Source organism: Nostoc paludosum FACHB-159, assembly GCF_014698835.1.
GTDB lineage: Bacteria > Cyanobacteriota > Cyanobacteriia > Cyanobacteriales > Nostocaceae > Nostoc > Nostoc paludosum.
In genome coordinates, this window is the sequence record NZ_JACJTU010000001.1 from 380,452 (window position 1) to 393,786 (window position 13,335).

At 40.9% G+C, this 13,335-nt stretch carries 11 protein-coding genes; 10 read left to right on the top strand and 1 reads right to left on the bottom strand.

Features of this window, described 5'->3' with window-relative positions; genetic code table 11:
- The first annotated feature begins 7 nt into the window (after positions 1–7).
- Both H6H03_RS01635 and rfbF read left to right on the top strand, forming a co-directional pair.
- Positions 8–2,173 (top strand): tetratricopeptide repeat protein, encoded by a 2,166-nt coding sequence (locus tag H6H03_RS01635; RefSeq protein WP_190953332.1) that lies wholly within the window; start codon positions 8–10, stop codon positions 2,171–2,173.
- 626 nt (positions 2,174–2,799) lie between these two features.
- Positions 2,800–3,573, top strand: coding sequence for a glucose-1-phosphate cytidylyltransferase (gene rfbF, locus H6H03_RS01640; RefSeq protein ID WP_190953333.1), 774 nt, complete (start codon positions 2,800–2,802; stop codon positions 3,571–3,573).
- Here rfbF and H6H03_RS41105 read toward each other — a convergent pair.
- Positions 3,549–3,671 (bottom strand): hypothetical protein, encoded by a 123-nt coding sequence (locus tag H6H03_RS41105; protein WP_277926117.1) that lies wholly within the window; start codon positions 3,669–3,671, stop codon positions 3,549–3,551. The genes rfbF and H6H03_RS41105 overlap by 25 nt on opposite strands.
- A gap of 50 nt (positions 3,672–3,721) precedes the next feature.
- Between H6H03_RS41105 and lhgO the strand changes: the two genes are divergently transcribed.
- From lhgO to H6H03_RS01680, 8 genes are all read left to right on the top strand, one after another.
- Entirely contained in the window at positions 3,722–4,936 is a 1,215-nt protein-coding gene (gene lhgO, locus H6H03_RS01645; protein WP_190953334.1) for an L-2-hydroxyglutarate oxidase, read from the top strand.
- 441 nt (positions 4,937–5,377) lie between these two features.
- Entirely contained in the window at positions 5,378–6,403 is a 1,026-nt protein-coding gene (locus H6H03_RS01650; RefSeq protein WP_190953335.1) for an NAD-dependent epimerase/dehydratase family protein, read from the top strand.
- A 111-nt stretch (positions 6,404–6,514) separates the two neighbouring features.
- Positions 6,515–7,783 (top strand): class I SAM-dependent methyltransferase, encoded by a 1,269-nt coding sequence (locus H6H03_RS01655; RefSeq protein WP_190953336.1) that lies wholly within the window; start codon positions 6,515–6,517, stop codon positions 7,781–7,783.
- Positions 7,784–8,036: 253 nt separating this feature from the next.
- Positions 8,037–9,044, top strand: coding sequence for a glycosyltransferase family 2 protein (locus tag H6H03_RS01660; RefSeq protein WP_190953337.1), 1,008 nt, complete (start codon positions 8,037–8,039; stop codon positions 9,042–9,044).
- A gap of 42 nt (positions 9,045–9,086) precedes the next feature.
- Positions 9,087–9,932, top strand: a complete 846-nt coding sequence (locus tag H6H03_RS01665) for a phytanoyl-CoA dioxygenase (protein ID WP_190953338.1) — start codon at positions 9,087–9,089, stop codon at positions 9,930–9,932.
- Between the two features lie 84 nt (positions 9,933–10,016).
- Positions 10,017–10,571: a dTDP-4-dehydrorhamnose 3,5-epimerase gene (gene rfbC / locus H6H03_RS01670; protein WP_190953339.1), complete on the top strand. Its 555-nt coding sequence runs from the start codon at positions 10,017–10,019 to the stop codon at positions 10,569–10,571.
- A gap of 71 nt (positions 10,572–10,642) precedes the next feature.
- A complete protein-coding gene (locus H6H03_RS01675; protein ID WP_190953340.1) occupies positions 10,643–11,881 on the top strand; it encodes a glycosyltransferase in 1,239 nt (412 codons plus the stop codon).
- Between the two features lie 109 nt (positions 11,882–11,990).
- On the top strand, positions 11,991–13,307 hold the full coding sequence (locus tag H6H03_RS01680; protein WP_190953341.1) for an NAD(P)H-dependent oxidoreductase: 1,317 nt from the start codon (positions 11,991–11,993) through the stop codon (positions 13,305–13,307).
- Positions 13,308–13,335 lie beyond the last annotated feature (28 nt).

Genomic DNA, 13,335 nt, shown 5'->3' on the forward strand with positions numbered 1-13,335 from the left:
ATTGACTATGCAGGTACTACGTTGTTCTCCTAAAAAAGAAATCCTCAATTTGAGTATGAGTTTGGGGCGTGGCGGTGAAGCTTGTGTTTATGCAGTGCCATCCGATAACAACTTGGTGGCCAAAATATACCATAAGCCAAGCAGCGCCCATGCCGAAAAACTCCAAGCAATGCTGGCTAACCCGCCGGAAAACCCCACAGCTAGTTTGGGTCATATTTCCATTGCTTGGCCAGAGGATTTATTGCACGCGGCAGATGGTAGCAACGGCATCCTGGGGTTTTTAATGCCACGCATTCAGGGAATGCGGCCAATCATTGACTTTTATAACCCCAGAACCCGTCGCCAACACTGCCCCCTATTCAACTATCAGTACCTGCTCCGCACGGCTCGGAACTTGGCAGCGGCTTTTGCGGCTTTACACGCTAGCGGATATTGCATTGGTGATGTGAATGAGTCCAACATCCTCGTCAGTGACACAGCACTGGTGACCTTGATAGATACAGACTCCTTCCAAGTACGTAACCCAGACACCGACATTGTTTACCGTTGCTCAGTGGGTAAACCAGAGTTTACGCCACCAGAACTCCAAAATAAAACTTTTGCGGAACACGATCGCGAAATTTCTCACGACTTATTCGGGTTAGCGGTACTGGTATTCCAACTATTAATGGAAGGTACGCACCCATTTTCGGGGATTTTTCAAGGCGCCATCGAGCCACCAACCTATGAAGCCCGCATCGCAGCCGGTCATTTCACTTACAGCCAAAAGCGACGCGTACCTTACCTACCTACACCCATCGCACCTCCTTGGGAAATTCTTCATCCCAGCTTACAAGAACTATTTCTACGTTGTTTTGAAGATGGCCACAACAACCCACAGCTGCGTCCTAGTGCCCAAACTTGGCTTAGTGCAATAGCCGAAGCCGAAGATTCCCTGATTACTTGCACTACTAATCCTCAGCATCGTTACAACAATCACCTAAATCTTTGTCCTTGGTGCGAACGTAGCGTGCGATTGGGTGGCCGCGATCCTTTCCCATCACATCGGGCCATAGAAGCCAGAGAACATCTTCAACCGCGAATCAAACCCAAAAAGCGCCACACTCAAACACCGCGTTTGCCACAACGAGCCATGTCACCACACCTGGCTAATTATTGGCAACCCATGACGCCAACCGGTTCGCATTATAAACGTTCCAAAAAATCAAACTTGTATCCCATTGGTTTTTGCTTATTGGGTTTAGTTTTATTGGGATCTGCGGACTTAATGATTAAATTTACTGAGCCGTTAGTTTCTCACAATGCTTACACTCAACAAACATTGAAATCTGGTCAGGGAATTAATAAACTCAGCTTCGCCGATTATTATCAACAAGGTCATACTGCTTATAAACAGCGAGACTATGAAAAAGCAGTTGCAAATTATAGTCAAGCAATTGAACAAGAACCCAAACATGCTAGAGCGCTCGTAAATCGTGGCAATGCCCGTTATAATCTCAAAGATTATGAAGGAGCAGTTTCAGATTATACCCAAGCTCTGAAAATCAAGCCTAGCGAAATTAAAGCTTTAGTAAATCGGGGAAATGCTCGGTTTATGCTTGCTGAATATAGCAACGACCCGGATACAGAATATAATCTAGCCCTGACTGATTATAATCGCGCCATCGGACTTGAACCCAATGAAGTTGAAGCTTATATTAGACGCGGTATTGTCCGCGCCCAAATGGCTAAATATAGCGGCGAGTCTCAACAAGTTTACAAAAGAGCGATCGCCGATTTTACTCAAGCAATCAAACTGAACTTATCTAAAGCAGAAGCTTATTTTCAGCGCGGTGTTGTTTACTATCAGATTGCCCAGTATAGCAGCAATTATGAGGAAGAATATAGACAAGCGATCGCTGACTTTAACCAAGCTTTAACCATCAGCCCCAAACTAGCAAAAGCCTTCCTCAAACGAGGCATGGTTCGTTATGAGCTAGCCCAATATGGTGGTAGTGAATCCAACCAAAACCAAACAAGAGCGATCGCAGATTTACAGACAGCTGCTAAAATCTTTCTTGAGCAAGATGATATGGATAATTATCAGCAAGCACTCAGTAATATGTGTGTAGTTGTCGAAAATAAATGCGATCCTTTATTCCAAGGCTCAAGTAGTGGAGAAAAAATCAACTAAATTCAGAATTTAGAATGGGCTTTGCCCCGCTGCGCTAACAGAATTCAGAATTCAGTAGTCAGAATTAGAATCATCTCTGTGCTTAGGTACTAGACTTAGATTGTGTACTTCAGGATTATTGAAAGCTGCTGTATTAGTTGAATATTATTGATTTTGATTGAATAAATCAAATCTCACTATGATTCGGTAGTGTTAATTTCATAGCAATTTGTTGTAGGGGCGCACAGCTGTGCGCCCCTACAATAATTTAATACCTACGCTGTAGGAGTTCAAAAATTAAAGCAGATTACTATAGTTATATGTGTAACATTTTTATTTAATTAAATAATTTATTAAAAAAGAATAAAAGAGTAATTTTATACTTACCTAATTCATTCTGAATTGTGTTAGCGCAGCGGGGCAAAGCCCATTCTGAATTCTGAATTCTGACTACTGAATTCTCCTCTATAGATATTCTTTATATAGAAAAGATTTTAATTTATATCTCCTTCATAATTTTGCAAAAAAATACAGTTAGATTATTGACTGAGAAAAACAAATCAGAAATCAATTTTTCTCCATATAAGTGCATCCTCTTCATGTCAACAAAGACAAATAATATCCCTACAAATCTCCGAGGTAATTGCATGAAAGCGGTGATTTTGGCTGGAGGACTTGGTACGCGCCTCAGTGAAGAAACTAGTATCAGACCCAAGCCGATGGTTGAGATTGGTGGTAAGCCAATTCTGTGGCACATAATGAAGACTTACTCTGCCCACGGCATTAATGACTTCATCATTTGTTGTGGTTACAAAGGTTACATAATTAAAGAGTATTTCGCTAACTACTTTTTACACATGTCAGATGTTACTTTTGACATGCGATTTAACCAAATGAATGTCCATTCCGGATATGCGGAACCCTGGCGTGTCACCTTAGTAAATACAGGCGACAATACAATGACAGGTGGACGTTTAAAACGAATCAGCGAACATCTGGGAAATGAAACATTTTGCTTTACTTATGGTGATGGCGTCAGTGATATTAATATCACCGAATTAGTGAAATTTCATCAACAACAAAACACCTTAGCAACACTCACAGCCGTGCAACCGGCAGGACGTTTTGGTGCCATTTCCTTAGGATATGAGCAAACTAAAATCACTAACTTTCGGGAAAAACCTGAAGGCGATGGCGCTTGGATTAATGGGGGCTATTTCGTATTAGAGCCAGAAGTGATAAACTTGATTGCTGATGATTCTACCGTGTGGGAGCAAGAGCCATTAGAAAAGTTAGCTTATATGGAACAGCTATCTGCCTTCAAGCACTATGGTTTTTGGCAACCAATGGATACTTTACGCGATAAAAACCACCTAGAGGGGCTGTGGAATAGCGGTCAGGCTCCTTGGAAAGTGTGGTAGAGGTAGGGGGGGCTGGGGGGCTGGGGAGCAGGGGAGCAGGGGAAGAAATAACCAATGCCCAATGCACAATGCCCAATGCCCAATGCCCAATGCCCCATGCCCAATGCTCAAGTAAATTTATAGTGTAACTACAAGTACGATAATACTAATGTATGATTTTGCGATTATAGGTGGGGGAATAGTTGGACTCTCTACAGCTTTGGCTTTAGGAAAACGCTATCCCAATGCACGTATTTTAGTAGTAGAAAAAGAGAGTCAATGGGCATTTCACCAAACCGGCAATAATAGCGGGGTGATTCATTCTGGTATTTACTACAAGCCAGGAAGTTTTAAAGCTAAATTTTGTCGTGATGGTTCTCGCTCAATGGTAGATTTCTGCCAAGAACATGGAATTGACCATGAAGTTTGTGGTAAAGTAATTGTTGCGACTGAAGAACAAGAGCTACCACGCCTCGAAAATCTCTACCAACGCGGCTTGGAAAATGGCATAGAAGTCCAAAGAATCAGCCCGCAAGAAGTCAAGGAAATTGAACCTCATGTTAGTTGCGTAGGTGGAATTCGGGTATTTTCAACTGGGATTGTTAACTACAAGCAAGTTTGTTTGAAATATGCCCAGCTGATTCAACAGCAGGGGGGAGATTTACACCTAAATACAAAAGTACTGAAAATCCTAACAAGGGGTAAAACTCAGGTATTAGAAACAAACAAAGGTAGCTTTGAAACCAGGTTCGTAATAAATTGTAGTGGATTGCATAGCGATCGCACTGCCAGATTAAATCAAGTTGAACCCCAAGCCAAAATCGTTCCATTCCGGGGAGAATACTACGAACTCACTCCAGAAAAACGCTATCTAGTCAAGACTCTAATTTATCCAGTACCCAACCCAGATTTTCCCTTCCTCGGCGTCCACTTTACCCGGATGATTGATGGTAGCGTTCATGCAGGACCAAACGCGGTTTTGTCTCTCAAACGCGAAGGTTACAAAAAAACCGACTTTGACCTGGGCGATTTTCTGGAAGTTATGACTTATCCTGGTTTCTGGAAATTGGCAGCCAAACATGCCGATGAAGGCATCCAAGAAATTATTCGTTCCTTTAGTAAAGCAGCCTTCGTCAAAAGTTTGCAAAAACTAATTCCTGAAGTCCAAGCAGAAGATTTAGTCCCCACCCATGCAGGAGTCCGCGCTCAAGCCTTAATGAACGATGGCAAGCTTGTAGACGACTTTTTGATTGTTTCCGGTCAAAACTCCATCCATGTTTGCAATGCTCCCTCTCCTGCTGCTACTTCTTCTCTAGAAATTGGCAAAGCCATAGTGGCGCAAATTCCCCAACTCTCGCATCTAGATAGTGTAGTAACTGCATAGATAAGTAGAAGGCAGGGGGCAGGAGGCAGGAGGTAAAACCCTCAACAGTAAAAGCTTTCGCTGGTTTGGATTTTACATTTAATTATGTCCCCTTACTTAAATTGCTTACATTTTGAGGATGCATATTGGCGTTCCTCAATTAAGGGATGAATCTTGTGGGGTGGGCCGAAAAGCCCGCCCAAGCACACCGAAGGACGGGCGAGACGCATATCCCACAGGAAATACAGCAGATTTCAAGTTAGTGAAGTACATCGTTTAAGTTTCAAAGGCAAAGAAACTAATTCTGACTGCTGAATAACGATTTTACTAACTACCTAATGACTGTGAAGCGATTCATATAGCGGTTGTCTGATGCAACACGCTGTAGGGATGCACAGCTAGCTGTGCGCCCCTACAAAACGAAATCGAATTTAACTCTTCAATACAAAGGTATTAACCACAATGAAAATATTAGTAACCGGCACAGAAGGCTATCTGGGTTCATTATTGCCATCTCTATTAATCGAACGCGGACATGAAGTTATCGGTATAGATACTGGTTACTATAAAGTTGGTTGGCTCTACAACGGTACTGATGTCACAGCCAAAACCCTCAACAAAGATATCCGCAACATCACCCCTGAAGATTTGGAAGGTGTGGAAGCTGTTGTTCATATGGCGGAACTCTCCAACGACCCAGCCGGACAATTGGCACCCAATATTACCTACCAAATTAATCATGTAGGTTCAGTTCGTCTAGCTAGCTTGGCTAAAGCTATGGGCGTGCGTCGTTTTGTATATATGTCTTCGTGCAGTGTCTACGGTGTTGCTACCAACGATGATGTTACAGAAGAATCTCCAGTTAATCCCCAAACAGCCTACGCAGAGTGTAAAACTCTTGTAGAAAGAGATGTTGCACCATTAGCTGACGATGACTTCTCACCTACCTTTATGCGGAATGCAACTGCTTTTGGTGCTTCTCCCAGGATGCGTTTTGATATTGTTTTAAACAACTTGGCAGGGTTGGCTTGGACTAGCAAACAAATCAAAATGACTAGTGATGGTACACCTTGGCGCCCGTTAGTCCACGCATTGGATATTTGCAAAGCAATAGTCTGCGCTTTGGAAGCACCACGGGACATTATACATAACCAAATCTTCAATGTTGGAGATACAGCCAACAACTATCGGGTGAAAGAAATCGCTGAAATTATTGCTGATGTTTTCCCTGACTGTAAATTGTTCTTTGGCAATAACGGCGCAGATAACCGCAGCTATCGGGTATCCTTCGAGAAAATTAACAGCATTCTACCCGGATTTAAGTGTGACTGGAATGCTCGACTTGGTGCCCAGCAGCTACTTAATTTATTCAGTCAAATCGATATGGCTGAAGATACTTTCTTGTTTAGAGGATTTACCCGTTTAAAACAGCTAGAGTATTTGATTCGTACCGAGCAAATTGACAAAGATTTCTTCTGGAAGAAGTAGAAATTGTTTGTAGTTTGTGCTTTAAGACTAAAGTGCAAACTACGAAAATATATTCCTGATGAAGACTGAGATCACACAGCAATTTATTCACTATTAATAGGGCTTGAAATTATGGCGATCGCAAAATGTCGTTTCAGTGGTCAACCTTTACACAAAACCTTTGTTGACTTAGGAATGTCACCTTTAGCCAATGCTTATCTCAGACCAGAGCAACTAAATAAAGCAGAAAAATTTTATCCTCTTCACGCTTATATTTCTGAAGAGAATCTCTTAGTTCAATTAGAACAATTTGAAACTCCGGATCAAATTTTTAGTGACTATGCTTACTTTTCTTCCTACTCAACAAGTTGGCTAAAACATGCCAAAGCCTACACAGATATGATGGTAGAAAAGTTTCACTTTAATCATCATACCCAAGTGATTGAAATCGCTAGTAATGACGGTTACTTACTGCAATATTTTTTAGAGAAAGGTATCCCAGTCTTAGGAATAGAACCAGCCGCAAATATAGCCAAAGTTGCTCAAGATAGAGGTATTCCGACTATTAACAAGTTTTTTGGAGTTGAGACTGCCAAAGAACTGGTTATGGAAGGAAAATTAGCTGACCTGTTAATAGGTAACAATGTTTTAGCTCATGTACCAGATCTCAACGATTTTATCGCCGGGATGAAAGCCATCCTCAAACCAAATGGCATCTTGACGATGGAATTTCCTCACATTTTGCAACTAATTGAGCAAAATCAATTTGATACTATTTATCACGAGCATTTTTCTTATTTCTCATTCCTGACAATCGAAAAAATCTTTGCAGCACATAACTTGCGACTTTTTGACGTGGAAGAACTACCAACTCATGGTGGTTCTCTGAGAATTTATGCTAGACACGATGATACTGATTATCCTAGCATTAGGGAGCGAGTTCGGTATTTGAAAGAAAAAGAAATTGCTGCTGGACTACATCAAATAGAAACTTACGTCACATTTGGAGAAAAAGTTAAAGCAACAAAGCACAAGCTATTAAGTTTTCTCTTAGCAGCTAAAGCAGAAGGAAAATCAATTGTCGGTTATGGCGCACCTGCTAAAGGCAATACCTTGCTCAATTACTGTGGTATTGGTAAAGATTTTATTGATTATACAGTAGATAGCAATCCCTACAAACAAGGTTTATTTTTACCTGGAACCCACATCCCTATTTTTCATCCAGATAAAATTAGTGAAACTCAGCCAGATTATGTCCTAATTTTACCCTGGAATCTCAAGGAAGAAATTATGGAACAAATGGCATTTATTGGCGAATGGGGCGGGCAATTTGTAGTGCCAATTCCTGAAGTAAAAATTTACCCATGTCCTGTTCCTGATAGGGTTCTAATAAGGCTGTAAATATAAATATAAGTCTTTTTAGGAATCAGAAACCAGAATTGATAATTCAGGAGTTAGAAATCAGAATTAATTAGTGTAACGAGGTATTGATAAAAGTGAAAATTATTAAGGTTTTCTAGGTAAAGTTACACAAAGATTTAGTTTGTATTTCATGATTAACTCCTGAATTACTTTTTCTATAAAGGCGTATTTGCCATAAGAATATTTGTTATCCAACCACCAATAGGCTATTTACTAATTTCATTACTCTACTATGCCTAAATTACTGACCATTGCCATTCCTACTTATAATCGCGCTGTATTACTCGATAAACAATTAGCATGGCTGGCTCAAGCTATCAAAGGTTTTGAAGATGACTGTGAAATTTTAGTTTCTGATAATTGTTCCACAGACAATACTCAGGAAGTGATAAAAAAATGGCAAACAACACTGAGCAATATCACATTCAAATCAAATAAAAACTCGAAGAATTTAGGCGTAGTTAAAAATATTATGTATTGTCTAAATTCTGTAACAACAAAATATGTTTGGACAATTGGTGATGACGATCCGATTCAGGATAGAGCCATTGCTTATGTAATTAGCAAACTCAGATTGCATGAAGATTTATCATTATTGTTCCTGAATTTTTCTGGCCGCAATCAAATTACTGGTGAACCAGTTCATCCACCGACAATTGTTGGTAACCGCTGGTTTGATATAGATAGCGAAAATGGTGATGGTGACGGTAAAACCATATTTGAGCATTGTTTTTCAAAAAGCGTCGGTGCAGTGATTTTCTTGACGGCTACCATCTACCGTACTGATTTAGTAAAACGCGCTTTAGAAATCTGGCCAGACGCTGAAAACAACTGGATATCTTTAGCTTATTTAGGCGGTTATTGTGCTGCAAATGGTAGCGTAATTGTCACCAAGGAAACTTATTTAGAATGTGTTGTTGGTGTGAGTTATTGGCAGAAAGAGCCAAAATCTGCACTGTTAATGCAATATAAGCACATACCAGAAGTGATTTTGAAATTGCAAGAAAATGGATATTCTAAGCAGTTTTGTAGACGAATGGTTTTGCAAAACGGTAAAGAAGTCAACTGGAAAGTTTTTTTGGGTGCTTTAAGAAGATGGCCGATGTCCGCCATCAAAACAGTAGTTCCATTTTTGGCTTTAGTCAGCTTGTGTGCTTTTGATGTGATGATTTATAAAGAATTCACATTAGCAGAATCAAGTGAAATATCTGGTAAAGAAATGCGGAGTTATGAGCCATAAACTACTGAGATTTATAATCAAAAAATTCAAGGAAATTACATTATGTTGAGTGCAATTAAACGCAAAATATCTACATTGTCTTCTGACTTTGAATATTACCTAGCCCGTTGGAAGCATAGCAGAAAATTGCCGGAATTAGGAGTAGGCGATCGCCAAATTCTCAATACTCTCAAAAAAGACGGTGTTTATGTGACAACACTTGCAGATTTAGGGTTAGATTCTAACTCAGAACTCCTCAAAGCTGCTTACGAGCAATTGTCTTTGATGGAAGATCCAAACAACGCCCATCTAGATGAAAAGTTGCCACAAATTTATACAGTCACAAGCGTACCAGAAATTTATAACTGGGGAAAAGAGAAAAGGCTGCTAAATATCATCGAAAATTATATTGGTCTTCCTGTCGCTTTTCACGGCGTACATTTACGCAAAGATTTTCCGAGCAAACATCAATTTGGGACGCTGCTATGGCATAGCGATGCTGAAGATCGGCGCATTATCAAAATCTTTATTTACCTGAGTGATGTAGAAGAAAAAACTGGGCCATTTGAATATATTCCCCGTTCTTTAGCTCCTGTATTTAGTTGGAAATATATTCAGCTTTACTACAAACTTTTCAAGTCGAATTATATGGGTATTGACGATGAAGATGTTAAACCAGTTATCCCTAAATCAGCTTGGAAATCCTGCCCAGGGCCAGCAGGTACAGTGATTATTGTAGATACGAAAAATGCTTTGCATCACGGTACAGTCCGCACAGAAGAACGGTCAACATTGTTCTTTTGTTACACGGCTAACCCTCCAGAAAGACCAGATCTTTGTACGCAATATTGGGATGATACTTATCACCGAGTAGAGTTACGTTCTGCATTAGATGGAGTTCAGGTTTAGACTTAGTTGAATATATCTCACGCAGAGGCGCAGAGGCGCAGAGAGAAGAGTGAATAAGTCAACATTTATGTTAGAGGAATCAATATGATTTTTACTGAAACTGAACTCAAAGACGCATTCATTATTGACTTAGAAGAAAAGCCAGACCATCGTGGTTTTTTTGCTCGGACTTTCTGCGCTCAAGAATTTGCAGAACACGGTTTGAAGCCGACAGTTGCCCAATGTAACCTGTCTTTTAATTACAAAAAAGGCACTATTCGGGGAATGCATTATCAAATTTTGCCCGCAGCAGAAACAAAATTAATTCGCTGCACCAAAGGCGCTATCTATGACGTAATTATTGATATGCGTCCCGAATCTCCCACCTTTTTATCACACATTGGCGTAGAACTAACTCCAGAAAATCGCCGCGCTTTGTATGTTCCAGAAATGTTTGCTCACGGTTATCAAACACTCACAGATGAAACCGAAGTCGTTTATCAAGTAGGTGAATTTTACACACCTGGATATGAGCGCGGTTTACGCTACGACGACCCATTCTTTAACATTGATTGGCCTCTAAATGTAACTGAAATCTCCGAAAAAGATTTAAATTGGCCGCTATTAAGAATGATGACCGTCGGCGCCACAATTTCCTAACAATCTCACCTCCTCCTCTCTGCGCCTCCGCGCCTCTGCGTGAAAAAACTAAATAATTTAGGTAGAAATAAATGCCAAATAATATTCTATCTCCTATCACCAACTCCTTCTCTCTAATCTCCAAAAAAATCCAAGCCCGCATCAATTACGCCAAAACCTTACAAGTTGTTTCCCTCAAACCCAAACAACCTTCTAAAGGAAACGTACTCCTTTCTTATCGAATTGAGCCATTCTTATTAAAACCAGGTCAGCCAATGCCTAACGACCATACTTGGTACTGGGAAGTTTGGCAAATAGCGCAAACTTTTTTAGACATGCGCTACAACGTTGATGTTATCCAGTTTCACAATGATAAATTCGTTCCCCAAAAAGATTACGCATTTTTCATTGATATTCGTCATCGGATGGAGGCACTTGCAGCAAAACTAAATAAAGATTGCATCAAAATTTTTCACGTTGACATTGCGAATATGGTTTTTCGCAATGCAGCTGAATGCAATAGGCTTCTAGAACTCCAACAGCGCAGAGGAATTACCTTAACTCCACAGCGATTTGAAATGCCCAACTTGGGAATTGAATACGCCGATTGTGCTACGGTTTTGGGCAACGATTTTACAGTTGGTACATTCCAATATGCCAACAAACCGATGTATCGTATTCCCATTTCTTCGCCTGTTGTTTATCCTTATCCCGAACAGAAAGATTTTGAAGCTGTTAGAAAAAACTTCCTCTGGTTTGGTGGTAGCGCTTTAGTTCTCAAAGGACTAGATTTAGTTTTAGATGCCTTTGCTCAAATGCCAGAATACCATTTAACGGTTTGCGGCCCGATCGCTAATGACAAAGAATTTGAGAAGGCTTTCTATAAAGAACTCTACCAAACACCAAACATTCATACCTATGGCTGGATTGATGTTAGTAGCCCTGAGTTTATACAGGTAACAAATAATTGCCTCGGACTTGTTTATCCTTCCGTTTCGGAGGGACAGTCAGGAGCAGTCATCAGTTGCTTACACGCTGGATTAATTCCAATTTTAAGCTACGAATCTGGTGTGGATATCCACGATTTTGGTGTGATTTTTGATAACCTTTCTCTAGAAGAAATTAAAGCGAAAGTTAGAAGTATTTCCAATTTGCCTGTAGAAAGCCTCAAAGCTATGTCTCAAAAAGCATGGGAATACGCAAGAGCAAATCATACTAGAGAAAATTTTGCTCAAGCATATAAAAATGCTGTGGAGCAAATGCTCAAACACCACAACAATAAAAAACAGAGTTCTTTCATAGAGTCTAACAAGCAACTAGTTAGTACCTAATACTAATTGCGACTGAAAATGTACTTAACAGCAAAGGGTAAAAATTATTAAGTACAAAATAATTGGGAATTTGTAACACAACAAACAGTTCTAAAAAGGAGTTTAGTTCATGATTATTATCGATCGCGCCTTAAAAGCCAGAGCAGCAGCAGGCAATCCGATTAAAGTTGGGATGATTGGTGCTGGTTTTATGGGTCGAGGAATTGCCAACCAAATTGTCAATTCAGTCCCAGGAATGGAGTTAGTTGCTATCTTTAATCGCAAGATTGATGCAGCTAAACAAGCTTATTCAGAAGCAGGAATTGAAGATATTCAAGTTGTTGCAACTGTCGGCGAATTAGAAGATGCGATCGCCAACGGGCAATATGCAGTCACAGAAGACGCTAAGTTACTGTGTCGCGCCGAGAGTATCGATGCACTCATCGAAGTCACAGGTGCAATTGAATTTGGCGCTCAAATCGTCATGGAAGCGATCGCCCATCGCAAACATGTAATTATGATGAATGCCGAACTCGACGGCACCATTGGCCCCATCCTGAAAGTGTATGCCGACAAAGCAGGCGTTATCCTCAGCGCTTGTGATGGCGATCAGCCAGGGGTGCAAATGAACCTCTACAGATTTGTTAAAAGCATTGGTTTAACTCCACTTTTGTGCGGTAACATTAAAGGACTTCAAGACCCCTATCGCAACCCCACCACCCAAGAAGGATTTGCTAAACGTTGGGGTCAAAAGCCCCACATGGTGGCTAGCTTTGCCGACGGAACCAAAATTTCCTTTGAGCAAGCGATCGTAGCCAATGCCACAGGCATGAAAGTCGCCAAACGAGGAATGCTCGGATATGACTTCACCGGCTACGTCGATGAAATGACCCAACTATATGATGTCGAACAACTCAAAGAGCTTGGTGGTATCGTCGATTATGTAGTTGGAGCAAAACCCGGCCCTGGCGTATATGTATTTGCCACTCACGACGACCCCAAACAACGCCACTATCTGAACTTATACAAATTAGGCGAAGGCCCCCTTTACAGCTTCTATACTCCTTATCACCTCTGTCATTTTGAAGTTCCCTTATCTGTAGCGCGTGTAGTTTTGTTCGGTGATGCTGTCATGTCTCCCCTAGCAGGCCCCTTAGTAGATGTCGTCACCACCGCCAAAATCGACCTCAAAGCCGGAGAAACCCTCGATGGCATCGGCTACTACATGACCTACGGACAATGCGAAAATTCCGATATCGTCCAACAGCAAAATCTCCTACCAATCGGTTTAGCCGAAGGCTGTCGCCTCAAACGAGACATTCCTAGAGATCGAGTTCTCACATACGACGATGTAGAATTACCCGAAGGTAGACTTTGCGACCAGCTACGAGCCGAGCAAAACAACTATTTCGCCCCAGAAAAAATCCTGGCGGCAGTTGGGTATTAGGATTTCAGATTTATAGACGCGGGGATGA

What these genes read in the sequence shown, in the direction of transcription:
- H6H03_RS01635 (WP_190953332.1), top strand. Translation starts at nt 8, where the DNA reads ATGCAGGTACTACGTTGTTCTCCTAAAAAAGAAATCCTCAATTTGAGT.
- rfbF (WP_190953333.1), top strand. Translation starts at nt 2,800, where the DNA reads ATGAAAGCGGTGATTTTGGCTGGAGGACTTGGTACGCGCCTCAGTGAA.
- H6H03_RS41105 (WP_277926117.1), bottom strand. Translation starts at nt 3,671, where the DNA reads ATGGGGCATTGGGCATTGGGCATTGGGCATTGTGCATTGGGCATTGGT.
- lhgO (WP_190953334.1), top strand. Translation starts at nt 3,722, where the DNA reads ATGTATGATTTTGCGATTATAGGTGGGGGAATAGTTGGACTCTCTACA.
- H6H03_RS01650 (WP_190953335.1), top strand. Translation starts at nt 5,378, where the DNA reads ATGAAAATATTAGTAACCGGCACAGAAGGCTATCTGGGTTCATTATTG.
- H6H03_RS01655 (WP_190953336.1), top strand. Translation starts at nt 6,515, where the DNA reads ATGGCGATCGCAAAATGTCGTTTCAGTGGTCAACCTTTACACAAAACC.
- H6H03_RS01660 (WP_190953337.1), top strand. Translation starts at nt 8,037, where the DNA reads ATGCCTAAATTACTGACCATTGCCATTCCTACTTATAATCGCGCTGTA.
- H6H03_RS01665 (WP_190953338.1), top strand. Translation starts at nt 9,087, where the DNA reads ATGTTGAGTGCAATTAAACGCAAAATATCTACATTGTCTTCTGACTTT.
- rfbC (WP_190953339.1), top strand. Translation starts at nt 10,017, where the DNA reads ATGATTTTTACTGAAACTGAACTCAAAGACGCATTCATTATTGACTTA.
- H6H03_RS01675 (WP_190953340.1), top strand. Translation starts at nt 10,643, where the DNA reads ATGCCAAATAATATTCTATCTCCTATCACCAACTCCTTCTCTCTAATC.
- H6H03_RS01680 (WP_190953341.1), top strand. Translation starts at nt 11,991, where the DNA reads ATGATTATTATCGATCGCGCCTTAAAAGCCAGAGCAGCAGCAGGCAAT.